This window comes from Pimelobacter simplex (genome assembly GCF_900114845.1).
Taxonomy (GTDB): domain Bacteria; phylum Actinomycetota; class Actinomycetes; order Propionibacteriales; family Nocardioidaceae; genus Nocardioides; species Nocardioides simplex.
This window is the reverse complement of sequence record NZ_FOUK01000004.1, coordinates 624,196-647,722: the sequence shown is the minus strand read 5'-3', so window position 1 is coordinate 647,722 and position 23,527 is coordinate 624,196. Positions and strand designations below refer to the sequence as shown.

The window sequence follows — 23,527 nt, the reverse complement described above, 5'->3', positions numbered from 1 at the left end:
AGCGGCCGTTGACCTTGCAGGCGTCGCCCCAGTCCTCGATGTCGTCGCCGCATCGGGGGCACTCGTTCTCGCCGCTGGACCTGGCGAGACCAGCTCCGCCATACCCGCGGCCGCGGCGCCGGACCCTCACGTCGGGTCCTCAGCGACAACCTCGACCGGCGTCACGGCGGTCATGTCCTCGGGGATCACGACGATCGCCTCAGGCCGGAGCGGCTGGAACGCGGCCTGGGGGACGCGGATGGTGAGCTTGACCAGGACGGTGCCGCCGCGGGGACGCTGAGGGCGCTTCTGGGTGATGGTGGTGACCTTGGCGCCGTGGATGGAGCGGTTGCCGTCGCTGTCGATGTAGTTGCCCCACTCGGGCTCGACCTGCGCGTAGAAGGTCGCGTCGACCTCGCGGCTCATCGCGGGGCTCCCGCGACCTGGGCGGCGGCCGCGGCCGTCGCGGCGGACCGGCGGCCGTCGAACTTGGTCGGCTCGCACAGCGAGAACACGACGTAACCGTTGCCGTTGAAGCCGCGCTGGTTGCCCCGCGGCGCGGTCGACGCGAGAACGTGGCCCACGCGGGCCTCGATGCGGCGGCCGGAGTACTTCGGGCAGTCCGCGGCGTGGTCGCCGGACGCGCAGTCGCACAGCAGGTTCCGGTCCCACTCGCGGAGGACGACGTGGTCGCCGCGCTGGTAGCCGCGGTCGTCGAGGCGGACCTCGAACGTCTTGTCGCCGCGCCAGACCGCCTCGAACATGGCCGGCCAGGTCTTGAGCTCGTGCTTGACCATCAGCCCTGCACCTCGCCGGTCTCGGCGTTGACGCCCTCGGGCACCGTCTCGGCGTCGACCGTGTCGGGGAACGGCTCCTCGAGCCGGGACCGCAGGACCGCGACGACCTTGGTCGCGTCGCCGACGGTCACGGTCGCGGGGTTGGAGATCTCGCGCCCGACGGCGTCGCCGACGTACTCCAGCCGCGCCTCGGTGTCGATGCCGAGCTCGTCGAAGAGCCGGAACATCTCGGCCGCGAGCGCGCTGGACGGCTCGAGCGGCGCGGCGGCGTCCTGCTCGGCGCGCTGCCGCGCCCGGGCGCCGGCGAGACCGCTGCTGCTCGGCTGCGGGGCGGTGGGCTGGTTGTCGGCCTGGCCCATCTCGTCGTCGGTGTAGAGCGCGGCGAGGTCGTGGGGGTAGGCGCGGCGCAGGGCGAGGGCTTCGGCGCACTTCGCGAGCTGCCCGGCGGGCATCTTGGCCCACATCGAGTTCGGCTTCATCTCCTTGGTCTGCCGGTCGACGTAGGTCTGGACGTACTCGGCGTACATCGCCGTGCCGGCGTAGCGACGGCCGTTCTTGACGACCACGACCCGGGCGGCGGCGGGCGGGTTGATGGGGTCGACCCACGCGTCGACCCACTGGCCGTCCGGGCCGCACCACTGGGTGTCCTCGTACTCGAGGACGTCGCCGGCGGCGTTGGCGGCGCGGGTGGCGGTGACGCGGTAGCCGTCGATGCCGGTCTGGATGGTGTAGCGGGTCTCGTAGCGGGTCTGCCGGGTCTCGGGGTCCCAGACCGAGGCCTTGCGGCCGATCATGTGGATCTGCCGGGCGAACGGGTCGAGGCCGGTGCGCTGCGCGACGTGCATGAAGACGGCGAGGTCGCCCTCGGGGGCGTTCTCGATGCCGATCTGGCGCAGCGCGGCAAGCTGCTGGGGGGTCCAGCGGTCCTGGTCGGCCTGGAGGACGAGGCCGGACCCGGTCTGGGTGGTGGCGAGGTCGGTGGTGCTCATGCTGCGGTCTCCACTTCGTGGTCGTAGTAGGCGTAGGTCGGGAGGTCGATGCGGGCGAACTCGGTGTCGGGGACGTAGCCGGGCCAGGCGCCGGCCTCGGTGCAGTCGCGGTAGATCTGGAGGGCCTGCTGGTTGCGCTCGCGGCCGAGCCGGACGGCGGGTTCCTTGAGCTCGATGACGGTGACGAGGTAGGGCGCCGTCTTCATCTGGACGATGAACGCGAAGGCCTCGGCGGGGTGGCCGAGGTCGCGGGCGAGGTCGAGGTACCAGGGGTGCTGCTGGTAGTAGCCGAAGTCCTTGGCGGCCTTGGCGAACGCGGCCGGCTCGGACGAGGTCGCGCTCTTGTAGTCGGTGAGCACGGTGGGGCCGAGCCAGTCGAACCGGCAGCGGCGCAGGATCCCGGTCTCGGGGTCGGGGGCGTAGGCGGAGACCTCGGGCTGCCCGTCGGCGAGGAGCTCCATGGCGAGGTGGTGGCCGGCGAGCTGGTCGGCCATGTCGTCGATCTGCTGGACCTCGGCGGCCTTGAGCGGGACCGCGCCCTCTTTGCGGGCCTGCTCGATGAACGCCTTGGCCTCGGCGGTGCTGGCGGCGCCGTTCTTCGCGAGCGAGCTCGGAGGGATGGTGCGGATCTCGGCGCCGACGCCGAGCACCTTGGCGTGGGCGGCGGTGCCGTAGTCCCAGGCCTTCTTGAACGGCGCCGGGTTGTCCTGCTCGTGGCGGAACAGCGCGGGGGCCTTGAGGAGGGTCTTGGCGCCGGAGTGGGACAGGCTGGTCTGGTCGGCGTGGTAGTCGGCCTCGGGGATGTCGGGGTAGAACCCGGGCTCGCGGCCGGGCGGGGTCTCCTCAGCGTTGGCGGGCTCGGGCTCCCAGTGGCACATGCAAGAGCACTCCCTGCCGGAGTAGACGCCGGCGCAGCGCGCGTGGGAGTCGGGCGGATTGGACGGGCTGCAGAACCCGGACCGATAGGGACGCGTGGTCATCGCTCGTCCTCGCGGACCTCGATCTGCAGGTCGTCCTTGTTGGGCTGGGTGAGACGCTGCTCCTCGGCGTCCAGCCAGGTCGGGAATCGACCGGCGGTGGACGCGTGCTTCCGCCGGTCCATCGGGACCTCGGGCAGGTACCGCAACACGTAGAAGGTCACCGGTCGGCCTCCGTCGCTGCCTCGCCGAGGGCAACGGCCTCGGCGATGTCCGCCTCCCACTGCGCCTGCGCGCGGGCGGCCCGGCGCTTGGCGAGACCCTGGAGGATCTCGCGGATGCCGAACAGCGTGCCGGCGATCGCGAACCCGATGCAGAGCCCGGCGATCACGGGGCCACCGCCAGGGGCGTGCACTCGCCGGTCTGGTGGCGGGCGACCTCGAGCTCGAAGGCGTCGTCGTACTCGCCCATCACGACGAATCCGGCGCTGGTGCCGATGCTGCCGCCGCAGCGGGGGCAGTCGTAGTGCTCGGCGGGGACCATGACGCCGATCTCGACAGCGACGAGCATCACGGGGAGCTCGTGGATGTGGCCTTCGGCGGTGTGGTGGCGGGTCCACTTCTCGCCGTCCCAGTGCTTGGGGTCGCTGGTCTCGATCGTGGTCTCGGCCCACTGCGCCCACTGGGCGAGGTCGGCGAGGGTGCTGAGGTGGATCTGGACGGCGCCGCCGGGCGAGTGGGCCGCTGCGGCGACGCCGACCGGGTCGGGGAGCTCGCCGCGGCGGGCGTCGGCGAAGACGGTGCCGGCGGCGATGGTGAGGTCGGTGGTGGTGCTCATCGGGGTCCTTTCGGAGGTGGGAACGCACGAAGGCCGGCCACCCGCGGAGTGCGGGGGCCGGCCTTCGTGCCGGGTGGTGGCTGGGTCAGCGGGTGCCGGGGATGACGACCCCGCCGCCGGCGCCGGGCCAGCAGGTGAAGCCGGCCGGGGCGTTGTAGCCGTCGGCGAGGAGGTCGAGGCACTTCGAGACCAAGACGTTGGGGTCGCGGCTGATCGAGTCGGACAGGATCCGGTTCGCCTCGGCCTGGGCCTTGGCGGTCTTCTGGGCCTGCTCGGCGATGCGGGTCTTGCTGACCTCGCCGATGTAGTTGTCGATCTTCTTCTGCGAGTCCTTGTCCAGGCTGACGAGGCTGATCGTGACGGAGTCGACCTCGACCAGGCTGTTGGTCTTGGCGAGCATGACGTCGCGGACCTTGTCGGCGAGGGCGTTGTAGTCGGGCTGGTCGCCGGTGGCGCCGGCGAGGGTGAGCGGGTCGAAGCCGGCGAACACGGCGTTCATGGCGGCCTTGAACTGGGTGGAGACGACGGCGTCGCGGAGGCTCTTGGTCGGGTCGTCGGAGCGGAAGTCCTCGTAGACCTTGTTGGCGTTGTCGTCGCTGACGCTCCACCGGATCGTGGCCGAGATGGTGGCGGTGTTGCCGTCGCTGAGCCGGACGTCGATGCCGGACTTGCCGTGGTACTCGTCGGTCTGGATGGTGGCGTCGATCTCGGTGACCTTCTGCCAGGGCGCCTTGAAGTGGAAGCCGGAGGAGAGGGTCTGGTCAGAGGGGCGGCCGAAGGTGGTCACGACGCCGACCTGCTTGGCCTCGACCGTGGTGATGCTGCCGAGGAACAGCAGGACCGCGGCGAGGACCAGCGGGATCAGCGCGCCCGGGCGGGTGCTGACCGTGATCTCCACGCGCTCGGTGATCGCCTCGCCGTACCGCGTGGTCTCGCCGGTCTCGCGCCGCTCGTACTGACCGGTGCCGACCCGCGGGCCGGACGCGAGCAGGGCGATCCCGACGAGGATCAGGAGGGCGGACAGGATGGTGATGAACATGCAGGGTCCTCTCGGGACGGGTCAGCGGGAGCCGCGGAAGATGGGCGAGTTGAGGTCGATCTCGTCGTTCTGCGAGATCCCCTCCTCGACGTTCTCGACGACGCTGAGGAACGCCTGTCGGAGCACGTCCTCGGGCCGGTCGAGCTTGTAGCCGATCCGCAGCACGCCGTCGGTGATGCGGTACCGGAACCGCGCGGTCACCTTGAACGCCTCGGCGCCCTCGAACGGCTTGAGCGCGATCACGAACGTCTCCGGGATCGTGAGCTGGCCCTTCTTCCCGGCGTGCGCGTCGATCGTCTCCCGGTGCTCGAACTGCCGCTGCCCGTCGGAGAGCCGCTTCGAGGACTCGAACGCCGACGACGTCGTGGCCCGGAACGACTGGGCGAGCTCGAGCATGTCGGCGGCCGTCGGCTGGAGGATGTCGATCGACCGGGCCTCGAAGTGCTCGGCGAGGGTCGACTGGTCGAGCAGCTTGCCGTCGTGGGCCTGCCAGGCCTTCCACGCCTCGGTGAGCAGGACGGCGTACTCGACGCGGTGCTGCTCGTGCCGGGCGCCCGGCACGCTGCCGTCGGTGGACTCGTGGGCGTCGAGGATGCCGGTGATCTTCGCGGCGACGGCGTCGGCCCAGACCTCGGTGTCGAGGTCGTGGTGCTTGGCGAGGTAGGCGACGAACGACTGGGCGTCGTGGACCTTGTAGGTGCCCTCCTTGCGGCGCGGCTGGTGGGCGTACTTGGCCTTGTCGCGGAGCGTGTCGAGGTCGACGATGGTGACGCCGCCGTCGGTGTCGACGAACTGCTCGTGGAACTCGTCGTGCTCGTCGTCGGTGAGGCCGTCCGGCGGCGCGGGCGGCGCGACGTGCCCGAGTCCGCGGTCGATCTCCTGGCGGCAGCCCTTGGCGTAGGCGTCGCAGTAGGCCGGGACGCCGTACCCGCGGTGACGGCGGTGGACGGGGTCCCAGCCGACTGCCCAGCCCATCAGGTGACCTCGCGGAGCTCGCCGGTCTGGACGTCGACGAGCTGGCCGCCCTCGACCTCCCTCAGCGACTCGAACACGAGCTGGTTCGGGTCGGTCCGGGTGAGGTTTCCGACCTTGTCGGTGTAGAAGAGCGACGCCTTGCGGTCGTGCTCGGGGAGCTTGAGCTTGATCTGGTCGTCGATCATGAGGACGTCCTTGTCGCCCTTCATCGGCCCGATGTTGATCGTGTAGACGAGCGAGCCCTTCTTGCCCGTGTCCTTGACCCGCTGGACGAGGTCGTAGACCGCGTCGCTCAGCTCGTCGTGGGACTTGCCGCCGGCCTGCTCGCGCAGCCAGTCGGCGAAGGGCCGGACGTGCGCGTCGCCGTCGCCCTCGGTGGTGGTGTCGGTCATCTGCCTTCCTTCTGTGGTGGGTGGAAATGCAGACGGCCGGCCACCTCCCGGGTTGCGGGTGGTGGCCGGCCGTGTGCCGTGTCGTGGGTCCTACGCCGGTGGGCTGCCCGTCTCTGTGTGGTGGAGCGTGGGCGTCCATCCGCGCCAGCGGCGGAGCGGGACGAGCTTGTTGCCGTTGCCGCGCGAGTGCGCGGGGTCGATCGGCGCGAGGTCGTCGGTCTTGTCGAGGAACCCGTCCGGGCCACAGGCCGGCGCCCACCGAGCGGAGAACGACCGCGGGTCGATCTCCCCGAACCGGTTCCGCAGCAGAGCCGAAACGCGGGAGGGGTGCACGACGCCGTCGTGCGCGTCGGCGTCGGCCCGGCACGCGGCGCGGAAGTCGTCCATCCGCAGCCGTCCGAGCGGGGTGGCCTGGTCGGCGAGCAGGTCGAGGAGGTCGGGCTCGTCGAGCCGGCCGCTGCCGACGACGGTCACGCCGACCTCCGCATGAGGCCCTCGTAGAACCGACGGTTCGCCTCGGCCGACTCGATCGCGCGAGCCTGGCCGGCAGTGAGGAGCGGGCGCTGGCTACTCACCTTGGGCAGGGTCTCGGCCGGCCGCGGCGCGCGCGGGGCACTGGGTCGGGGCACGGCCGACGGCGACGGCTTCGGTCGCCTCTTCCCTTCGATCTTCCCCCCCACCATCCGCAGCACGTCGCGGCGGGCGAGCTGGACGTTGAAGTGCTTCGGCGTCTCGGCGAGCTTGTAGAGCCCGGCGGCCCTGGGGTGCGACCAGAGCGTGTGACCCTTCGCATCCGTCGACTCGTAGGTCCAGCCCTGCTTGCGGAGCCAGGCGGCGAAGACGCGGATCTCCTTGCGGGAGTGGCGCGGCCCGGCGCTCACGGCGTGGACTCCGTCTCCCAGGTCGCATCAACCTCGTCCGCCCGGGCATCGCACGTTGGGCACAGGCGGAAGGTGGTCTCCCCGCGTCGCCGGACGCTGCGCACGCCCTTGCACCAGCGGCAGACGATCGAGTCCGGGTCGCCGCTCTGGATGTGGCTCGTCATGACGCCGTCCTCCATCCCGGGCCGCCGAGCCCGTGCCGGCGCACGACCGGCTTCCGCCCGCCCGGCGCCTGCTGCATCAGCCGCTCGAGGATGACCCGATCCCGCTCCTGCTCGTCGTCGGGCAGGTCGGCCGCCTCGATGAACGACTTGGCGAGCTCCCGGACGTCGCGGCCGGTGAGGATGACGCCGGCCCGGCGAGCGAGAGCGAAGGCTCGGTCAGCGACTACTCGCTGGATCACGCGGTTCGAGGCCCCGCGGTGGGCAGTGGTGGGCACGCGGCCCGGTGGTGCGGTCATGCGTCCGCCCAGGACTCGATCCACGCGTCGAGGCTGGCGACGCTGTAGAGGTGCTTGCTGCCGCGGTCGTGCTGTCGCTTGCGGACGATCGGTGAACCGGGAACCCGCGCCTTCTCGGCGAGCGTGTCGGGGTGCATCCCGCACCACTCCGCGGCCTCCTTGAGGGTCAGCCACTTGCGCGCAGGGACTGGACGAGCTGCAGCCGGCATCAGGCTGCGCTCGCTGAGATGCGCTCGGCGGCGGCGGCGAGGTCGCTGACCTTGACGCCACAGAGCGTCGCGATGCGCGCGAGCTCCGGGAAGGTGAAGGGGAGCGTGCCGTTGACCCGACGAGACAGCGTCCGGTACCCGATCCCGGTCCGCTCCGCGGCTTCCACCAACGTGAACCCGGCGGTGATGATCGCCCCATGCACGGCGCGGCCGATCGCCACGGCCTCGGGGTCGATGTGGCTTGTCATGACTGGAACGCTACGTGCCAAATTTGGCACGGTCAAGTCGTTCTCATGCCAGATCTGGCGCGTTTCGTTTCTAACTAGTACCGTTTCGTGTCATGACCGAACAGGACTCGCGCGACTTCGCCGCAGCGCTCGGCGCAGAGATCGCGTCGTGGCGCAAGCGCCGCAAGCTCTCCCGCGGCGATCTGGGCGCTCTGGTCGACCTCTCGGAGACAACGATCGGCCGCATCGAGCGGGGCAACGTGGCCGCCGCGGCCGCCACGGCCGACGTGTGGCGGATCTCTGCCGCCCTCGGCTTGACGTTCTCCGACCTCGTTCGCCGAGCCGAAGAGGCCATCAATCTGTCGGGCCCCCGTGAGAACCTCGGCGCTGTCGCCAGCACCGAGGCCGGTGACTTCGAGCCGGGAGACCTCGAGGACTGAGGATGAAGAACACGTACAGCCCGTGGGACGAGTTGGCGTCGCTGCCACACATCGACCTCGTGTGGGAGCGCCTCAGCGATCGCAAGGGCGAGTACCGGCACTGGGAGCAGCGGATCGCGCTCGACCCGCGGATGCGCCGGCACCAGGCGCGCAGCGTGCTCTGCCATGAGCTCCGGCACGTCGCGGCGTGCGACGTCGTCACCCACTGCGGTCGGACCAATCTGCTCCAGGAGCGCCGAGCCGACCGCGACGCCGCCCGGCTGCTTGTCGACGTGCACGACCTCGGCGAGGTCGTCGCGGCGCACGGCGAGCATCACCCGACGCTCGCGCGCGATCTGGGCGTCTCGCTGCACATCGTCCGAACGCGCCTGGCGAACCTCCACCCCTCAGAGCTGCACTACCTCCGCGGTCGGCAGGGGGCCATCGGCGCGTAGGAGGCCACCTCGCGGCCCTTGCCCCGCCTCGACGGTGAGCCCGAGGACGCCTGGGGCGCCTGACTGCCGTTTCCAGAAACGCCAGAAGCTCCGCCCTCCGGCGTGGAGGGCGGAGCTTCTGGCGTTGCTCAGGAGAACTATGTCGCGCTCACTCCGGAGGGTTCGGGTCCTCCGGCATCAATCGGGCCTCCTCGGCGATCACGGCCCGCACGTCATCCCAGTCGCCCTTCTTGTCCGCGCAGTCGGGGCGAAGACGCACGGATGCGTGGGCCTCCCCCAGCCGCTCGTCGTCCGGGTCTGGCTCGGCGACAACGCCGGCCTGTTCCGTTCGACGCGCCGCGTCGACGGGGAACTCGATCCCGTTGTGCGTCTCCCAGTTGTAGATCTCGTGCCGCGCGACGCCTGCGACCGGAAGAAGGCTGTCAGCCTGGACCGACATCCCGTCGGGGTTGTAGCGGAGAGCCGACTTCTTAATCAGCAAGCGGCCACTGAGAACGTCAGGCACGCGAAAATCTGGGTGGCGCGGGATCCGCCGCAGCAACATCTCGTCTGGTGGGATGCCCGGGTCATCCCACACCACCGCCTCGCTCACCGCGCGTGCTGAGCAGCCTGCGGGAAGAGGGCTGGCCAGTCCGGATTGAGCTCGTCAGCGGCGGCCGTGAACGAGGTGAGCAGGGTCTTCAGTCCGAGCATGCTGGTTGACCTGCTGATCCGGACCCCTCGACGGCGAAGAGTCCAGCGGGCACTGCTAGCAGTCGTGAGCAACTCGAGGCCGTACTCACCAACTCGCCACTCGGCGATGACGTCGCCGTCCTCCACTGACATCGTGGGGTAGAGAGTCCCCGGCTGCACGAGTGATCGAAGGTGGTGCAGCATCAACGCCTCGGCCGCGCGGTCGGGCATCTCGAGACCCTGCTCGATGTGATGCTCAGTGATCTGAACGAGCTGCCACTTGGCGTACTCGAAGCCCACTGAACGTCCGCTCCAGACGCCGGCGGTGTAGAGCTTCCACCTCGTTGAGATCCTGGCGGCGGGCAGCGTGTAGTCGACACCGTCCTGCGGCTTCGTCGCAATGAGTCGACACGGGGCCTTCGAAGGTGGGTGCTTCCGGCTCCAGATTCCCTCTACCTGTTCGCGTCGGTAGACATCCTCAACGATCTGCGCTGTCACTGCTCCTGCCCCCAATCCGACTTCATGGACGCACTCGTGAAGCGCTCGAACGCGCCCAGAAGAGCGTCGTGCGCCTTGTCGAGACCACCGAGTTCAGCGCTGCTGTCCCCCTCGGGCACGACAATCTCGTAGCGGGAGGTGATCTCCAGTTCGGCGCCGTCCTCGTAGGTGTCGACGTCGATGTAGACATGCGACGCGGGGTCGTCAGGATTGTCGATGTGAAGACGAAGCCCTGCGTAGTGGACGTTGTCCAAGGCCGCTCCGTTGGAGGTTCCGCTCCACGACGAAGCGACGCCAACGAGTAGGTCGGCGATGTCTGCCTCGCCGAGGTGGTTCGAGTATCGGCAGTCGCTTGATGTCAGCGTGAGCTCCCTGTCGAGCTCCACCTTGACGACCTCGGCGAACTCGCCCAGGCGCTGCCTCAGGTCGCGGGAGAGCGTCTGGTAGCCGGGGTAGGAAGCCCCGTCGCTGAACCCCCATGTGCGGATCAGGCGGTCGTTCTGGATGGCGATGGCCTCGGTCTCGTCCACCGTGGCGAAGATCATGTAGGGGAAGGGCCACGACGGGACGTTGTCGTCACCGCCTGTGGTGCCCGACCCTGCGTGCGGATGTGCGCGGAGCGGCGGGAGGCTGCCGACAGACGGGTAGTAGTCGCGCCAACGTTCCCGCAGCATCGACAGATGAATGGGCTGCAGCGTCTCCAAGGCCTCGAAGTAGACAGTCAGCACGACCGTCTTCACCGGCGGTGTCTTGAACTTCAACGACTCCTGCCCCGTGGTCACGCTCGCACCTTAGCCGACCCTTGGCTACGGCGGGGCTGCTTCCCAAATGGCGCGCGGACGAGAAAATTCACAGCCATAGGGGACTTTGTCCCCAGGTTCTCCCCAAGGCAATCCACAGGTCGCGCCTACGCAGCGAGCTGCAGCCGCTCGGCGACGGCCGCCATGGCAGCCGCCAGCGGCGCAGTCTTTACGTGCAAGTAGCCCTTGGTCGACAGCATCGACGAGTGGCCCAGGATCGCGATGATGACCGCGGGGTCGACGCCAGCCTCGAGGAGGAGGGTCGCGGTGGTGTGGCGTGCCTCGTGGATCGTGAACGGCCGGCCAGCAGGGTGCTGCACGTCGGCGCCCCGCTGGGCCGCCACGGTCTCCTGGAGGGCATACCACTCGACATCGTCGAGCTTCGGGTCGCAGGGACCGCCGTCGAGCGTCGGCCACACGAGGCCGTGCTCGGACTCCGGGGCGATCTCGCGCCACGCCTTGAGCGAGGTCACCATCCATGGCACGAGGGGGATCACGCGCCAGCCGGCGCGAGTCTTCGGCCGGACGAGGTGCCAGCGGCCCTTGACCTGCCGCGCCTCGTAGCCGTCGGGCACCCGGAAGCCGGAGGAGCGGTCACGCGGGAAGCGGTACGGCAGCGGCTGGAGCTGCCACGAGATCGTGAGCAGGCCGCGCTCGAGGTCGACCTCGTCCCACGTGAGCCCGAGCGCCTCGGCCTGGCGGAGTCCCTGGAGCAGCGCGGCCACCCATCGCGAGCCCTGGGGGATCTCCGCGGCGACGCCGAGGATCTCGACGGCGAGGTCGAGAGGGAGGTCAGAGCGGTCGGATGGGCCCGCCGCGGGAGCCTTGACCTCGACCACGATGCTAGGCACAGCGTAGCCGTCCGCGCGAGCGGCCTTGAGCATGGTGATCAGCACGGAGTGGGTGCGCCGCTGGCTGGACGGTTTGAGGCCGGCCGAGCGCTGGGCGTTGGCGACCTTCCGGACGTCGGCGGGCGCGAGGTCGGAGAGCCGCTTGTGGCCGATGGTCGGCACGATCCAACGGCGCACGGCGGAGCGGGCGCTCGTGAAGGGCTGCGGCCGGAGCTCGCGCTCGACGATGTCAAGCCACTCCTCGGCCCACTGCTTCACCGTGGTCTTCGAGCTGGCGGCCGCTCCCCCGCCGTCGAGCACCTCGCCCATGCGCTTCCGCATCCGCGTCCGGGCCTGGGCCTCGGTGTCGCCCTTGACCGTGTAGCGCCGGCGGGTGCCGCGCTCGGTGAACCCGTGCACGAAGGCTCCGACCCAGGGGCCGCTGCAGCGGTGCGCGGGTCGGCCGGCGCCGGTGGTCGGCGGGCAGCCACGTCGTTCGTCGCAGCGCTGGTACACGGAGCCCTCGGCATAGGTGCGCTTCTTCGGGGTCCTCGTGCGGGCCATCGGGTGCCTCCTCCGGATCAGGCGGGGCAGCAATCTAGGCAGCAATTAGATTGCTGTCACCGCCCTGAACTTCTGGTCTGGTTCCCGGAGAAAGAACGCGATCTGATGAAACGAAACCGGCCCTGACCTGCGCGTTCGCGCTGGTCAGGGCCGGATCTGCTGGAGCCGCCTGTCGGAATCGAACCGACGACCTAATCATTACGAGTGATTCGCTCTACCGACTGAGCTAAGGCGGCCGACACCGGTCTGCACCGGCGACCGCGGCAGCATACCGGGACCGGACCCGAGAGCAGGAATCCGGGGGCTACCTCAGCACTTGAGTCCGTCCCGGGGGACGGTGCCCTCGATCAGGTAGGCGTGGACGGCGTCGTCGATGCAGCTGTTCCCCTTGTTGTACGCCGTGTGCCCGTCGCCCTCGCGGGTGACCAGGACGGCGGACTCGAGCTGCTGGGCCATCGCCACCGCCTCCTTGTACGGCGTCGCCGGGTCGCGCGTCGTACCGAGGACGACGATGGGCGCGGCGCCGGAGCCGTCGATCTTCAGGTCGGGCTCGTCGGTGGAGGTGAAGGGCTCGCCGTCGCAGGCGGTGAGGCCCCAGGCGAAGACCTTGCCGAAGGTGGGCGAGGCCTTCTCGAAGTCGGAGAACTGGCCGGGGACCTCGTCGGGGGTGATGGACCAGGGGTCGTCGAGGCAGTTGATGACCGAGATGGCCTCGAGGCTGTTGTCGGTGTAGCGACCGCCCTCGCGCGAACCGTAGAAGTCGGCGAGCGTGAGGAGGGTCGAGCCGTCGCCGTCGAGGGCGGCCTTGAGGCCGTCGTCGAGGTAGGACCAGTTGTCCTTGGCGTAGAGCGGGGTGATCAGGCCGTAGAACGCGAGGCCGACGGTGAGCTTGCGGCCCTCGGGGTCCTTGGTGGTGAGCGGCTCCTTGTCGATGGTGTCGAGCAGGCCCTTGATGGTGCTCAGGCCGGCGTCGACGCTGTCGCCGAGGAAGCAGCTGCCGGCGTCGACGCAGCTCTGGACGTACGAGCGCAGGGCGGTCTCGAAGCCGGCGGCCTGGCTGAGGGCGCCGTCGCGCGAGGACAGGGAGGGGTCGATGGCGCCGTCGAGGACGAGGCGGCCGGTGTTCTCCGGGTAGAGCTCGGCGTACGTCGCGCCGAGGCGGGTGCCGTAGGAGAAGCCGAGGTAGTCGAGCTTGTCCTCGCCGAGGGCGGCGCGCAGGACGTCCATGTCGCGGGCGGCCTCGACGGTGCTGACGTGGCCGCCGAGGGTGCCGGAGCGGGCCTTGCAGCCGGCCCAGAAGTCGGCGGAGTTCTCCTCGGCCTGCTTCACCTCCTCGGGGGTGTCCGGGTCGGGGTCGGCGGCGATGTAGGCGTCGAGGGCGGAGTCGCTGAGGCAGTCGACAGGCGCGGACTTGCCGGTGCCGCGCGGGTCGAAGCCGACGATGTCGTACGCCGCCATCAGCTCGGGCGCGAAGTAGTACTGCGCGTCGCGGACGGTCGAGGTGCCGGGGGCGCCCGGGCCGCCGGGGTTGATCACGAGGGAGCCGATCCGGGTGCCGGTCGCCTTGGTCCGCTCGAGGGCGAGCTCGATGGAGCCGTCGCCGGGCTTCTGGTAGTCGATGGGCACCTCGAGGGTGGTGCACTCGTTGGAGCCGCAGGCCGACCAGCTGAGCTTCTGCTGGTAGAAGTCCTCGATCGTGCGGCCGTCGGGGCCCTGGGTCTTCGTGGACGGCGGCGTGGAGCCGTCGGCGCCGGGCTTGCCCGAGTCGTCGTCACCGCGGGTCAGCAGCACCACTCCGATGCCGACGCCGCCGGCGAGCACCAGGGCCCACACCACGACGACCGCGACGATCAGCTTCTTGCTCACCAGCAGCTCCTCATCGTTGTGGCGCCTTCAACGCCACCATCATCGACTCCAGGGCCAAGGCCACCGGCACGTTGAACTCCAGCATCTGTTCCCGCGCAGCGAAGATCCAACCGATCCTGCGGAGGTTCAGCTCGGGAGTGGAGCTGTCGACGATGGTCTGGACCTGTTCGCGGATGTCCTCGTTGACCAGCTCGCCGGGCGCGCCGGTGGCGAGCGCGATGGCGTCGCGGTAGACCGACATCAGGTCGGTGAGCCCGCGGTCGACGACGTCGAGGTGACGGCGCTTGGCGCGCGTGCGCTGGCTCTTCTCGAGGGCGGCGAGCGCCGGGCCGTACTCGCGCGGACGGCGGCCCCGCTCGACCACGCCGTAGGCGGCGTCGAGGTCGGTCTTCTCACGCGCGTCGAGCTCGGCGGTGATCGCGTCGGCCTCGTCCTTGGCGGCGCTCGCGAGGCGGGTGGCGGCGTCCATGCAGCGGCCGAGGGTGGTCAGCCGGGCGGGCATGCCGACGACCTCCTGGCGGCGGTTGCGGACGTCCTCGTCGAACGCGAGCGCCCGGGCGCGGCCGATGTGCCCCTGGCTCGCCCGCGCCGCGTACGACGCCAGGCGGGCCTCGATGCCCCGCGCCTGCAGGAAGCCGGCCACCTCGACGGTCGTCGGCGTCGCGAGGGTGACCAGGCGGCAGCGCGAGCGGATCGTGGGCAGGACGTCCTCGACGGTGGGCGCGCAGAGCATCCAGACCGTGCGGCCGTTCGGCTCCTCGATCGCCTTGAGCAGCGCGTTGCAGGCCTGGTCGGTGAGCCGGTCGGCGTCCTCGACGATGAGGATCTGCCAGCGGTCGCCCATCGGGCTCAGCGAGGCACGGCGAACCAGGTCGCGGACCTCGTCGACGCCGATGGAGAGCTTCTGGGTGCGGATCACCGACACGTCGGCGTGGGAGCCGGCCAGGACGGTGTGGCAGGCGTGGCAGGTGTCGGGACAGTCGGGGCCGCGGCCGCCCTGGTCGCACTGGAGCGCGGCCGCGAACGCGATGGCGGCGTTGGACCGGCCGGAGCCCGGCGGTCCGGTGAACAGCCAGGCGTGGGTCATCCCGTGCCCGGCGACGGCCTTCTCGAGCGCGTCGATGGTCGGCCGCTGGCCGACGAGCGTGTCCCAGATCGTCACGGTGCCAGCCTCCTCGCCTGCACCAGCAGTGGGGCGACCCGCTCGGCGATCAGCGCCGCGATCTCGTCGATCGAGCGCCGCGCGTCGACGACCAGGTAGTGCTCGGGGTCGTGCGCGGCCAGGTCGAGGAACGACTGCCGCACCCGCTGGTGGAACGCCAGCCCCTCGCCCTCGATCCGGTCCCGCTCCTCGAACCGGCCCAGGCCCGCCTCGGGCTCGAGGTCGAGGACGACGGTCAGGTGCGGCCGCAGATCGCCCGTGGCCCACCGGGAGACCTCCTCGAGCTCGTCACGGTCGAGCGCGCGGCCGGCCCCCTGGTAGGCGAGGGTCGAGTCGACGTAGCGGTCGGTGAGGACGACCTCGCCGCGGTCGAGCGCGGGCAGCACGAGCGTCTCGACGTGCTCGGCCTTGTCGGCGGCATAGAGCAGGAACTCGGTCTTGTGCGCGAGCGCGCCCGTCTCGGGACTGAGCACGATCCGGCGCAGGTCCTTGCCGACGGGCGTGTCGCCCGGCTCGTGGGTGAGCCGGACGGCGTACCCCTCCTCGGCCAGCCGGTCGCGCAGCAGCCGGGACTGCGTCGACTTGCCACCGCCCTCGCCGCCCTCGAAGCAGACGAAGACGCCGGTCGAGGTGTAGCGGCCGGGATAGCGGGTCACGGGAGTGAACCTACGAGACGGGTCCGACACGTGCCACGGCCGGGGCCGCCCGGGGCGCTGGAGCGGCGACAGTTTCGCCGGTCGACCGGCGAAACTGTCGGACTTGACGTACAAAACTCACGCCTGACCGACGGAACTTCATCGGTCCAGTGTGAGTTTCGCCGGTCGACCGGCGAAACTCCCGCAGGACCGCTCCCACCCCGCGGCTAGGACTTCTTGGCGGCCTTCTTGGCCGCCGTCTTCTTCGCCGCGGCCTTCTTGGTGGTGGTCTTCTTGGCCGTCGTCTTCTTGGCGGCGGTCTTCTTCGCGCCCTTCTTGGCGGCCTTCTTGGCCGGGCCCTTCGCCCGGCGCTCGGCCAGCAGCTCGGCGGCCCGCTCGAGGGTGATCTCCTCGACCGAGTCGTCCTTGCGCAGGGTCGCGTTGTACTCGCCGTCGGTGACGTACTCGCCGAACCGGCCGGCCTTCACGACCACCGGCTGCCCGGAGACGGGGTCGTTGCCCAGCTCCTTGAGCGGCGGCGCCGCGGCGGCGCGGCCGCGCTGCTTGGGCTGGCTGTAGATCTTGAGGGCCTCGTCGAGCGTGATGCCGAAGATCTGGTCCTCGCTGGTGAGCGAGCGGGAGTCGGTGCCCTTCTTGAGGTACGGCCCGTAGCGGCCGTTCTGGGCGGTGATCTCCTCGCCGTCCTCGCCGACGCCGACGACGCGGGGCAGGGCGAGCAGCTTGACCGCGTCGGCGAGCGTGACGGTGTCGAGCGACATCGACTTGAAGAGCGAGCCGGTGCGCGGCTTCGCGCTCTTGGGCGCGTCGTCGGGCAGCACCTCGGTGACGTACGGGCCGTAGCGGCCGTTCTTGGCCACCACGCGCAGGTCGGTCTCGGGGTCGACGCCGAGTTCGATCTCCTCACCGGCCGGGTTGGCCAGCAGCTCGGTGGCCTTGGCCACGGTCAGCTCGTCGGGGGGCAGGTCGTCGGGCACGTTGGCGCGCTTGGCGAAGGCGGTGCCGTCGTCGCCCGGGCCCTCGAGGTAGGGGCCGTACTTGCCGACCCGTAGGTGGATGCCGTCGGCCTCGGTGCCGACCGGGAAGGTCGCGAGCTCCTTGGCGTCGATGTCGCCGAGGTCCTCGACCAGCCGCTTGAGGCCCTCGAGCCGGTCGGAGCCGTAGTAGAACTCGCTGAGCTCGCTGACCCGGTCCTTGCGGCCCTGGGCGATGTCGTCGAGGACGGTCTCCATGCTCGCGGTGAAGTCGTAGTCGACCAGCCGCGAGAAGTGCTCCTGGAGCAGGCGCACCACCGAGAACGCGATCCAGGCGGGCACCAGCGCGGTGCCCTTCTTGTAGACGTAGCCGCGGTTGAGGATCGTCCCGATGATCGAGGCGTACGTCGAGGGCCGGCCGATCTCGCGCTCCTCGAGCTCCTTGATCAGCGTGGCCTCGGTGTAGCGCGCCGGCGGCTTCGTCTCGTGACCGTTGGCACTCAGCGACGCCGCCGAGACGGCGTCCCCCTCGTGCAGGTTGGGGAGCCGGGTCTCCTGGTCGTCCTTGGCCGCGTTGTCGTCGGTGCCCTCGACGTAGGCCTTGAGGAAGCCGTGGAAGGTGATCACCCGGCCGGACGCGGAGAAGACGACGTCCTCGCCGCTGCTGGCCGCGCCGCCGAGGCGGATCGTGACCGACTGGCCGACGGCGTCCTTCATCTGCGAGGCGACGGTGCGCATCCAGATCAGCTCGTAGAGCCGGAACTGGTCGCCCTTGAGACCGGTCTGCGCCGGCGTCCGGAACGAGTCGCCCGCGGGACGGATCGCCTCGTGCGCCTCCTGCGCGTTCTTGACCTTGTTGGCGTAGGTGCGCGGGGCGTCGGGGAGGTACTCGGCGCCGTAGAGCTCCTGCACCTGCGCCCGCGCCGCCCCGATGGCGCTGCCGGACAGCGTCGTGGAGTCGGTACGCATGTAGGTGATGAAGCCGTTCTCGTACAGCCGCTGCGCGACCGACATCGTCACGCTGGAGCTCATGCCGAGCTTGCGGCTGGCCTCCTGCTGCAGCGTGGTCGTGCGGAAGGGGGCGTAGGGGGAACGGCGGTAGGGCTTGGCCTCGACCGACCGGACGTCGTACGTCGTGTCGGCGAGGGCGCTGACGAGCGCCTGGGCCCGCCGCTGGTCGAGGTGGACGACGTCGGCCTTGCCCTTGAGCTGACCGTCGGGGCCGAAGTTCGAGCCGCTGGCGACGCGGGTCCCGTCGATGCTGTGGAGCTTGGCCGGGAACATCCGCTGGTCGTGCTTGCTGCCGGCGTCGAAGGTGCCCTCGAGGTCCCAGTAGGAGGCGACCTTGAAGGCCATCCGCTCCTTCTCGCGGTCGACCACGAGCCGGGTCGCGACCGACTGCACGCGGCCGGCCGACAGGCCCGACATCACCTTGCGCCACAGCACCGGCGAGACCTCGTAGCCGTAGAGCCGGTCGAGGATGCGCCGCGTCTCCTGGGCCTCGACGAGGTCCATGTCGAGGTCGCGGGTGTTGGCGGCCGCGGCCTGGATCGCCGCGCGGGTGATCTCGTTGAAGGTCATCCGCTTGACCGGGATGCCCTTCGGCTTCAGCTCGTCGAGGAGGTGCCAGGCGATCGCCTCGCCCTCGCGGTCCTCATCGGTGGCGAGGTAGAGCTCGTCGGCGTCCTTGAGGAGCTGCTTGAGCTTGGCGATGTGGGACTTCTTGTCGCGCGGGACGATGTAGTACGGCGTGAAGTCGTGGTCGACGTCGATCGCCAGCCGCCCCCACGGCTTGTCCTTGATCTTGGCCGGGGTGTCGGCGGCGTTGTTCGGGAGGTCCCGGATGTGGCCGATGGAGGACTCGACGACGAAGCCGTCGCCGAGGTATCCGCCAATGGTGCGGGCCTTGGCCGGCGACTCGACGATCACCAACTTGTGGGACACGGGGACCTTCTCTACTTCTCGTGCGCTGCCTGATCCGGCGGTTCACGGTAGCGCGTGGTGTCCAGCACGCACTTCCGGGCGTCCACCGGACGCCCGGAAGTGAGGTGGGCCTCAGCCGACGGAGATCTCCCCGATGACCTGTTCCTCCTGCGCGATCCGGGCGGTGTCGCCGATCGGCGCGACCCCGACGAACACGCCGTACGACGCCGGGTCGCCGGTGTCGACGATGACGACGGTGGTGACGTCACCCTCGATCGGGAGGGTGCTGTCGTCGACCCGGAGCTCCGAGGTGATCCGGTGGGCCGGCTTGCCGTCGACGGTGATCTCCTCGTTCTTCAGGTCCTTGCGGTCCTTGAAGCCCTTGTAGATCTGGTCGTTGGTGGTCAGGCACTGCATGATGATCTCGGCCGTGGTGTCGATGCCCTCGAAACCGTTGGCGCGCGGGATGGCGCCCACGCCGTACAGCCCGATCCACTTCTGGGGCACCACCTCGACGTACTGGGAGATGAACCCGTCGGCGTAGGTGTGCGCCGGCGACTGGCGGACGTCGGTGGTGTAGCCGTCGAGCTTCGGGATGGTGAGCCCGCCGCCGGTCAGCGTGGTCGCCTTGGGGTCCGGCGCGGTCGTCGGCTCCGGCTTGCCGCCGGTGCACTGGATGCCGGACGGGCGCACGGTGGACGACGTCTCGTCGGTCGGGCCGTCGGTGGGGCCGTCGGTGGCCTGCGAGGTCGGGTCGTCGGCCTTCTTGTCGCCGCCGTCGCCGTCGTCGTCACCGCTGAGCGCGCGGATGCCGAAGAAGCCGCCGACGCCCAGCAGGGCGAGCACGAGCACCGCCGCGACGACGATGCCGACCGTCTTGCCGGTGCTCCCGCCGCCGATGCCGCCGGTGCCGCCGCCCGGGGGCGGGGTCGGGTTCCAGGTGGGCTGGGGTTGCTGCTGGTACTGCGGCTGGTACGGCTGCTGGGACGGGGGCAGCGCGGTCGCCGGGGTCGGCGGGGTCGCCGGGGGAGGCGTCGCCGGCGGCGGCGTCGCGGGAGCGGGGGTGGCCGCGGCCGCGCCACCCGAGGGCTGGGAGGTGGTCATCTGGCTCCACGCCTGACCGTCCCAGTAGCGGAAGGTGTCGGGCGCGCCCGCGGGGTCGGGGTACCAGCCTGCGTTCGTCACGGCGCCCAGTCTGCCGCACGAGGCCCGCTCACTCCTCCGGAGCGAGGAACCCCTCGGCCACCAATTCGGCCAGCTCGGGCAGGTAGACGTCGTGCAGACCGGCCGGCGCACGGTCCAGGAGCTGCCCGACGGCGTCCACCAGCGGGCCCACGGCGAGCTCGCCGTCGCACGCGCCGGCCACGGCCGCGACGACCGTGTCGACCTGGCGCGCGCGGCGGAACCCGCGCTGCTGGCGGAGCACGATCGTGGCCGGGTCCTCGCCGCCGACGGGGCCGGAGGTCTCCTGGACGACGTCCTCGCGCAGCACCAGACGGGTCCCGGCGTCGAGCGACCGCGCGGCCAGCGCCGCGTCGGCCCAGGCGGAGATCGCCGGCGCGATGGGCTGCTCGACGTCGTACGGCCACTCGAGGAGGTCGCGGACCAGCGCGCCGGGCGCGACGTCCGCGCGCCGGCGCAGGTTGAGCCAGCCGAAGCCGACGCCTGCCACACCCTGCTGCTCGAGCCACGAGAGCCAGGTGTCGTAGCGCTGCCCGTACGTCGCGGGGTCACCGCCGGTCGCCGGGTGGTGGCCGGAGTCCTTGAGCCACAGCTCGACGTACGACGCCGGGTCGAGCACCTCGCGCTGGACCACCAGCGCGTCGCACTCGTCGGGCAGCCAGCCGGCCAGGCGCTCGTCCCAGGGGCGGTCCTTCTCGATCACCCAGTTGGCGAGGACCTGGCACCAGCCGCCGTCGGTCAGGTGGTCGGGCGCGGTCCGGACGATGTGCTCGACGACCTGGTCGCCGGGCAGGCCGGAGTCGCGGTAGACGAGGCGCTCCCCCGTCGCCGGCGAGATCACGAACGGCGGGTTGGTCGCGATCAGGTCGAACCGCTCCCCCGCCACCGGCGCGAAGAACGACCCGTCCCGCACCTCGACCTTGTCGTCGACGTCGTTGAGCGCCGCGTTGAACCGGGCGATCGCCAGCGCCCGCTGGTTGACGTCCGTCGCGACGACCCGGTCGCTGTGCGTCGCCAGGTGCAGCGCCTGGACCCCGCACCCCGTGCCCAGGTCGAGCGCCGTCCCCACGTCATGGCGCAGCGTCAGCTGGGCCAGGCTCGACGAGGCGGGACTGATCCCGAGCACGTAGTCGCCCGTCACCGCCGTCGGGACGCCGTCGAGACCCGGCGTCAGGTCGCTGACCACCCACAGGTCCCCCTCCTCCGAGCCATAGGGGCGGACGTCGAGCCGCGCCGCGACCTCCCCCACGCTCTGCGCGAGCGCGCCGGCATTGGCGAGCCGGTCGACCAGCCCGCCCGGCAGCGCCCGCTCCGCGTCGGCGACCGGGACCGCCGCCTGCAGCAGGAAGAGCCGCACCAGCGTCGCGAGCGGGCTCCCGTCCGTCGTACGACGCAGGCCGGGCCGGGTCTCGTTGCGCGACAGCGCCTGGTGGGCCTCGGGGCCGAGCAGGTCGCTGACGGCGTCGTAGGTGAAGTCGGCGGCGAGGAGGGCTTCGCGCAGGGGCGCGGCGAGGGCGACGGGCAGCACGGAGCAACGGTAGAACGTGCGCTGCTCAGGTCGCCGTCCGGATCCGGCCGCCCGTCCTAGCGACGCACCCGCAGCACCACCGTCGCGCTCGCCGGCGACGTCGCCTGGCTGCCGGCGTACCGCACGACGAGGCGGTGCTTGCCGGCCTTGAGCTTCTTGAGGGTCACCACGACCTTGCCGCCGCGCAGCACGCCGCTGCCGACCTTGCGGCCCTTCTCGGTCACGGTGACCGCGCCCGTCGCGACGCCGCGTGCCGGCCGGACGACGACCTGGACCTTCGCCTTGCGCCGGGCGGTGGGCTTGCCGACCACCTTGGCGCTGACCCGTGCCGCGACCTTGAGCGAGGTGACCGAGCCGCCGATCGCGCCGCTGCTGCCGGAGAGGCCGCCGGGCGTCCCGCCGGTGGTGCCGCCGATGGGTCCGGTGCCCGCCGTCCCGGTGCCGGAGCTGGCGACGGTGAACGTCTGCATCGGGCCATAGACGGTGGTGCCGCCCGTGGGGGTGAACGCGCCGCGCCAGTAGTTCTTGCGGCCGGGCACGATCAGGCCGGCGAAGGGCGCCCAGTCGGTCCAGCCGTAGACGGAGGCGCCGAAGTTCGCGGGGACCGGCACCTCGACCTGGTAGATCGGCTGGTCGAGTCCGGTCGCGAACTCGATGCGGAGCACGCCCGCGCGGTTGTTCGTGATGGCCTGGAACTCCGACACGATCCCGTACGGCGTCGCGCCGCCGTCGGGGTTCTGCGCGGCGGCGACGGTCGAGGGGGTGTCGTAGAGGACCTGGTACGACGGCGTGGCCGGCGTCCCGCCGCTGCCCGCGACCGCGAAGACGTAGACCGGCGCGCGCAGGGCGACCGTGCTGTCGGAGTTCCCGTCGACGGTGTCGAGGGCGATGCTGAGGTTCGCCCCCGACACGGGCTGGGTGGCGCGCACCGGGAACTGGAACTCCCAGCGCCCACCCTGCGCGACGCCCCACAGCCCCTGGTCGCGGTTGTTGGAGTAGGTGCCGTTCGCGAGGTTGCCCCAGCCCGGGCAGCCCTGCATCGGCGCGGGTCCGCCGGAGCCGTTGTAGCCGCAGCGGATCTGCTGGGAGGTGTCGAAGACGACGCCCGGCGGCAGCGCGATCCGGGGCCGGAAGTAGGTGCCGCCGAGGCAGGGATTCCCCAACCCGTGCACGGAGTAGTGGATCCAGAACGTCTGGCCGACGGCGGGCACCCCGCTGTCCGGGTCGGACCAGTAGCCGGCGTACGCGCCGATCCCCGCCTCGGTGTACGGCGTCCCCTGGATCAGGCCGAAGCAGTTGACGACCCGCGTGTAGCCGATGGAGCCGTCGTACCAGCCGCCCGGGCGATCGGCCGCGCTCGCGGGCGTGGGGTGGAGGAGGCCGGTCCCGAGGAGGAGGGCGACGAGGACGGCGGTGATGCGCAGGGCTCTGGTCACCGCACCATTCGGCCAGGCGGGACGGCCGCTCCGCGTCAGGGGAAGACCCCTAGATCTCGGGCTTCTAGCGGACCCGGGCCGCTCTCGCGATGCCGCGCCCGGCGACCTTGGTGCGGAACCGGAGCGACGTGCGGGCGCCGTACTCGATCGTGGTGGCGACACCGTGCCGGCCGAGCGTGCTGTCGTACCAGCCGGTCAGCGTCGGCGAGATCGTCCCGGACGGGTTGCCCACGCCGAAGTGGCGGCGCGGCAGGTGCAGGTTGCGGGCGAGCCGCTTCTCCCAGGGGACGTCGCGCCCGCTGCGGCCGATCCCGCGCAGGGGCTGGTGGATCGAGGCGATGTAGTCCGGCGTGACCTTCCGCAGGAAGGCGATCATCGCCCGGGTCTCGGGCTCGCTGGCCGGTCGCGGACCGCCCCAGTAGCGGGTGCCCCGCCGGGCGTCCGACCAACCGCTGGTGGGCCAGTTGCGATTGAGGTCGACGCCGCGCGCGTTGGTGCGGGTGCGCCGCGCGTCGCCGTCGGGGTTCATCGTCGGCACCACCCAGATGCCGGTGCCGGGCTTGGGCGTCAGGTGCTTCTTGAGCCAGCGGGCCGTCGCGGGGCCCGCCTTCTCGTCGCCGTGCATCTGGCCGAGGACGACCAGGACGTGCGTGGCGCCGGGATCGCCGCGGTAGAACGCCCGGATCGGGCGGCCGCGCACTGAGTGGCCGATCACGGTGCGGGTGACGGTGCCGGGCGCGGCGGCAGGAGCAGTGGACGTGGCAGCGGCAGGGGCGGTGGCGCCGGCCGGCTCCGGGACGACGGCAGCCGCGCCGGCGACGACCGTGCAGGTCGCCGCCAGCGCGGCCAGGAGACGGCGCACG

30 protein-coding genes and 1 tRNA gene are annotated in these 23,527 nt (G+C 71.0%); 2 read left to right on the top strand and 29 right to left on the bottom strand.

The window, feature by feature from the left end; genetic code table 11:
• Positions 1-126 precede the first annotated feature (126 nt).
• From BM223_RS19910 to BM223_RS19855, 16 genes are all read right to left on the bottom strand, one after another.
• Positions 127-405 (bottom strand): hypothetical protein, encoded by a 279-nt coding sequence (locus BM223_RS19910; RefSeq protein ID WP_038676194.1) that lies wholly within the window; start codon positions 403-405, stop codon positions 127-129.
• Complete coding sequence (locus BM223_RS19905) at positions 402-776, bottom strand: DUF3850 domain-containing protein (RefSeq protein WP_052138128.1); 375 nt, start codon at positions 774-776, stop codon at positions 402-404. The genes BM223_RS19910 and BM223_RS19905 overlap by 4 nt, the downstream gene beginning before the upstream one ends.
• Entirely contained in the window at positions 776-1,765 is a 990-nt protein-coding gene (gene bet / locus BM223_RS19900; protein WP_052138127.1) for a phage recombination protein Bet, read from the bottom strand. Before bet ends, BM223_RS19905 begins: the two co-directional genes overlap by 1 nt.
• Complete coding sequence (locus tag BM223_RS19895) at positions 1,762-2,643, bottom strand: PD-(D/E)XK nuclease-like domain-containing protein (RefSeq protein ID WP_038676192.1); 882 nt, start codon at positions 2,641-2,643, stop codon at positions 1,762-1,764. Before BM223_RS19895 ends, bet begins: the two co-directional genes overlap by 4 nt.
• Positions 2,644-2,741: 98 nt before the next feature.
• Positions 2,742-2,906: a hypothetical protein gene (locus tag BM223_RS29210; protein ID WP_158510155.1), complete on the bottom strand. Its 165-nt coding sequence runs from the start codon at positions 2,904-2,906 to the stop codon at positions 2,742-2,744.
• Positions 2,903-3,073 (bottom strand): hypothetical protein, encoded by a 171-nt coding sequence (locus tag BM223_RS29205; protein ID WP_158510154.1) that lies wholly within the window; start codon positions 3,071-3,073, stop codon positions 2,903-2,905. Before BM223_RS29205 ends, BM223_RS29210 begins: the two co-directional genes overlap by 4 nt.
• The gene (locus BM223_RS19890; protein ID WP_038676190.1) at positions 3,070-3,519 is read right to left on the bottom strand and encodes a hypothetical protein; all 450 of its coding nucleotides are present in this window, start codon (positions 3,517-3,519) and stop codon (positions 3,070-3,072) included. The genes BM223_RS29205 and BM223_RS19890 overlap by 4 nt, the downstream gene beginning before the upstream one ends.
• 85 nt (positions 3,520-3,604) lie before the next feature.
• Positions 3,605-4,558, bottom strand: a complete 954-nt coding sequence (locus BM223_RS19885) for an SPFH domain-containing protein (protein WP_052138126.1) — start codon at positions 4,556-4,558, stop codon at positions 3,605-3,607.
• A 21-nt stretch (positions 4,559-4,579) separates the two neighbouring features.
• A complete protein-coding gene (locus tag BM223_RS29200; RefSeq protein ID WP_052138125.1) occupies positions 4,580-5,533 on the bottom strand; it encodes a DUF2303 family protein in 954 nt (317 codons plus the stop codon).
• Positions 5,533-5,925: a hypothetical protein gene (locus tag BM223_RS29195; RefSeq protein WP_052138124.1), complete on the bottom strand. Its 393-nt coding sequence runs from the start codon at positions 5,923-5,925 to the stop codon at positions 5,533-5,535. Before BM223_RS29195 ends, BM223_RS29200 begins: the two co-directional genes overlap by 1 nt.
• Positions 5,926-6,015: 90 nt before the next feature.
• Entirely contained in the window at positions 6,016-6,399 is a 384-nt protein-coding gene (locus tag BM223_RS19870) for a hypothetical protein (protein ID WP_038676188.1), read from the bottom strand.
• Positions 6,396-6,806, bottom strand: a complete 411-nt coding sequence (locus BM223_RS19865; protein WP_038676187.1) for a hypothetical protein — start codon at positions 6,804-6,806, stop codon at positions 6,396-6,398. The genes BM223_RS19870 and BM223_RS19865 overlap by 4 nt, the downstream gene beginning before the upstream one ends.
• Positions 6,803-6,970, bottom strand: a complete 168-nt coding sequence (locus BM223_RS29190) for a hypothetical protein (RefSeq protein WP_158510153.1) — start codon at positions 6,968-6,970, stop codon at positions 6,803-6,805. Before BM223_RS29190 ends, BM223_RS19865 begins: the two co-directional genes overlap by 4 nt.
• The gene (locus tag BM223_RS19860) at positions 6,967-7,266 is read right to left on the bottom strand and encodes a hypothetical protein (RefSeq protein ID WP_141267642.1); all 300 of its coding nucleotides are present in this window, start codon (positions 7,264-7,266) and stop codon (positions 6,967-6,969) included. Before BM223_RS19860 ends, BM223_RS29190 begins: the two co-directional genes overlap by 4 nt.
• Positions 7,263-7,475, bottom strand: a complete 213-nt coding sequence (locus BM223_RS28565; RefSeq protein WP_141267644.1) for a MerR family transcriptional regulator — start codon at positions 7,473-7,475, stop codon at positions 7,263-7,265. The genes BM223_RS19860 and BM223_RS28565 overlap by 4 nt, the downstream gene beginning before the upstream one ends.
• Positions 7,475-7,723, bottom strand: a complete 249-nt coding sequence (locus tag BM223_RS19855) for a helix-turn-helix domain-containing protein (RefSeq protein ID WP_038676184.1) — start codon at positions 7,721-7,723, stop codon at positions 7,475-7,477. Before BM223_RS19855 ends, BM223_RS28565 begins: the two co-directional genes overlap by 1 nt.
• Before the next feature lie 92 nt (positions 7,724-7,815).
• Between BM223_RS19855 and BM223_RS19850 the strand changes: the two genes are divergently transcribed.
• Together BM223_RS19850 and BM223_RS19845 are read left to right on the top strand one after the other, a co-directional pair.
• Complete coding sequence (locus tag BM223_RS19850) at positions 7,816-8,142, top strand: helix-turn-helix domain-containing protein (RefSeq protein ID WP_038676181.1); 327 nt, start codon at positions 7,816-7,818, stop codon at positions 8,140-8,142.
• Positions 8,143-8,144: 2 nt separating this feature from the next.
• The gene (locus BM223_RS19845) at positions 8,145-8,576 is read left to right on the top strand and encodes an ImmA/IrrE family metallo-endopeptidase (protein WP_038676179.1); all 432 of its coding nucleotides are present in this window, start codon (positions 8,145-8,147) and stop codon (positions 8,574-8,576) included.
• 148 nt (positions 8,577-8,724) lie between these two features.
• Here the strand turns inward: BM223_RS19845 and BM223_RS19840 are convergent, their stop codons facing one another.
• The 13 genes from BM223_RS19840 to BM223_RS19780 all read right to left on the bottom strand — a co-directional run bounded on the left by BM223_RS19840 (position 8,725) and on the right by BM223_RS19780 (position 23,526).
• Positions 8,725-9,168, bottom strand: coding sequence for a hypothetical protein (locus BM223_RS19840; RefSeq protein ID WP_141267646.1), 444 nt, complete (start codon positions 9,166-9,168; stop codon positions 8,725-8,727).
• Positions 9,165-9,746: a hypothetical protein gene (locus BM223_RS19835; protein WP_038676175.1), complete on the bottom strand. Its 582-nt coding sequence runs from the start codon at positions 9,744-9,746 to the stop codon at positions 9,165-9,167. Before BM223_RS19835 ends, BM223_RS19840 begins: the two co-directional genes overlap by 4 nt.
• Positions 9,743-10,528, bottom strand: a complete 786-nt coding sequence (locus BM223_RS19830; protein ID WP_038676173.1) for a TIGR04255 family protein — start codon at positions 10,526-10,528, stop codon at positions 9,743-9,745. Before BM223_RS19830 ends, BM223_RS19835 begins: the two co-directional genes overlap by 4 nt.
• Positions 10,529-10,653: 125 nt before the next feature.
• On the bottom strand, positions 10,654-11,940 hold the full coding sequence (locus BM223_RS19825; RefSeq protein ID WP_038676171.1) for a tyrosine-type recombinase/integrase: 1,287 nt from the start codon (positions 11,938-11,940) through the stop codon (positions 10,654-10,656).
• A gap of 160 nt (positions 11,941-12,100) precedes the next feature.
• Positions 12,101-12,176, bottom strand: a tRNA-Thr gene (locus BM223_RS19820).
• A 73-nt stretch (positions 12,177-12,249) separates the two neighbouring features.
• Positions 12,250-13,806, bottom strand: a complete 1,557-nt coding sequence (locus tag BM223_RS19815) for an alpha/beta hydrolase (RefSeq protein WP_052138123.1) — start codon at positions 13,804-13,806, stop codon at positions 12,250-12,252.
• 10 nt (positions 13,807-13,816) lie between these two features.
• Positions 13,817-14,968, bottom strand: a complete 1,152-nt coding sequence (locus tag BM223_RS19810; protein WP_038676169.1) for a DNA polymerase III subunit delta' — start codon at positions 14,966-14,968, stop codon at positions 13,817-13,819.
• Positions 14,965-15,624 carry a dTMP kinase gene (gene tmk, locus BM223_RS19805; RefSeq protein ID WP_038676168.1) on the bottom strand — a complete coding sequence of 220 codons (660 nt, stop codon included), beginning with the start codon at positions 15,622-15,624 and terminating at the stop codon, positions 14,965-14,967. The genes BM223_RS19810 and tmk overlap by 4 nt, the downstream gene beginning before the upstream one ends.
• A gap of 206 nt (positions 15,625-15,830) precedes the next feature.
• A complete protein-coding gene (gene topA, locus BM223_RS19800; protein WP_038676167.1) occupies positions 15,831-18,539 on the bottom strand; it encodes a type I DNA topoisomerase in 2,709 nt (902 codons plus the stop codon).
• Positions 18,540-18,650: 111 nt separating this feature from the next.
• A complete protein-coding gene (locus BM223_RS19795; RefSeq protein WP_052138122.1) occupies positions 18,651-19,703 on the bottom strand; it encodes a DUF2510 domain-containing protein in 1,053 nt (350 codons plus the stop codon).
• A gap of 28 nt (positions 19,704-19,731) precedes the next feature.
• A complete protein-coding gene (locus BM223_RS19790) occupies positions 19,732-21,228 on the bottom strand; it encodes a DUF7059 domain-containing protein (protein WP_038676165.1) in 1,497 nt (498 codons plus the stop codon).
• A gap of 56 nt (positions 21,229-21,284) precedes the next feature.
• Positions 21,285-22,664, bottom strand: coding sequence for an Ig-like domain-containing protein (locus BM223_RS19785; RefSeq protein WP_038676163.1), 1,380 nt, complete (start codon positions 22,662-22,664; stop codon positions 21,285-21,287).
• A 64-nt stretch (positions 22,665-22,728) separates the two neighbouring features.
• On the bottom strand, positions 22,729-23,526 hold the full coding sequence (locus BM223_RS19780) for a M14 family zinc carboxypeptidase (RefSeq protein WP_052138121.1): 798 nt from the start codon (positions 23,524-23,526) through the stop codon (positions 22,729-22,731).
• Position 23,527 lies beyond the last annotated feature (1 nt).

What these genes read in the sequence shown, in the direction of transcription:
- BM223_RS19910 (WP_038676194.1), bottom strand. Translation starts at nt 405, where the DNA reads ATGAGCCGCGAGGTCGACGCGACCTTCTACGCGCAGGTCGAGCCCGAG.
- BM223_RS19905 (WP_052138128.1), bottom strand. Translation starts at nt 776, where the DNA reads ATGGTCAAGCACGAGCTCAAGACCTGGCCGGCCATGTTCGAGGCGGTC.
- bet (WP_052138127.1), bottom strand. Translation starts at nt 1,765, where the DNA reads ATGAGCACCACCGACCTCGCCACCACCCAGACCGGGTCCGGCCTCGTC.
- BM223_RS19895 (WP_038676192.1), bottom strand. Translation starts at nt 2,643, where the DNA reads ATGTGCCACTGGGAGCCCGAGCCCGCCAACGCTGAGGAGACCCCGCCC.
- BM223_RS19890 (WP_038676190.1), bottom strand. Translation starts at nt 3,519, where the DNA reads ATGAGCACCACCACCGACCTCACCATCGCCGCCGGCACCGTCTTCGCC.
- BM223_RS19885 (WP_052138126.1), bottom strand. Translation starts at nt 4,558, where the DNA reads ATGTTCATCACCATCCTGTCCGCCCTCCTGATCCTCGTCGGGATCGCC.
- BM223_RS29200 (WP_052138125.1), bottom strand. Translation starts at nt 5,533, where the DNA reads ATGGGCTGGGCAGTCGGCTGGGACCCCGTCCACCGCCGTCACCGCGGG.
- BM223_RS29195 (WP_052138124.1), bottom strand. Translation starts at nt 5,925, where the DNA reads ATGACCGACACCACCACCGAGGGCGACGGCGACGCGCACGTCCGGCCC.
- BM223_RS29190 (WP_158510153.1), bottom strand. Translation starts at nt 6,970, where the DNA reads ATGACGAGCCACATCCAGAGCGGCGACCCGGACTCGATCGTCTGCCGC.
- BM223_RS19860 (WP_141267642.1), bottom strand. Translation starts at nt 7,266, where the DNA reads ATGACCGCACCACCGGGCCGCGTGCCCACCACTGCCCACCGCGGGGCC.
- BM223_RS28565 (WP_141267644.1), bottom strand. Translation starts at nt 7,475, where the DNA reads ATGCCGGCTGCAGCTCGTCCAGTCCCTGCGCGCAAGTGGCTGACCCTC.
- BM223_RS19855 (WP_038676184.1), bottom strand. Translation starts at nt 7,723, where the DNA reads ATGACAAGCCACATCGACCCCGAGGCCGTGGCGATCGGCCGCGCCGTG.
- BM223_RS19850 (WP_038676181.1), top strand. Translation starts at nt 7,816, where the DNA reads ATGACCGAACAGGACTCGCGCGACTTCGCCGCAGCGCTCGGCGCAGAG.
- BM223_RS19845 (WP_038676179.1), top strand. Translation starts at nt 8,145, where the DNA reads ATGAAGAACACGTACAGCCCGTGGGACGAGTTGGCGTCGCTGCCACAC.
- BM223_RS19825 (WP_038676171.1), bottom strand. Translation starts at nt 11,940, where the DNA reads ATGGCCCGCACGAGGACCCCGAAGAAGCGCACCTATGCCGAGGGCTCC.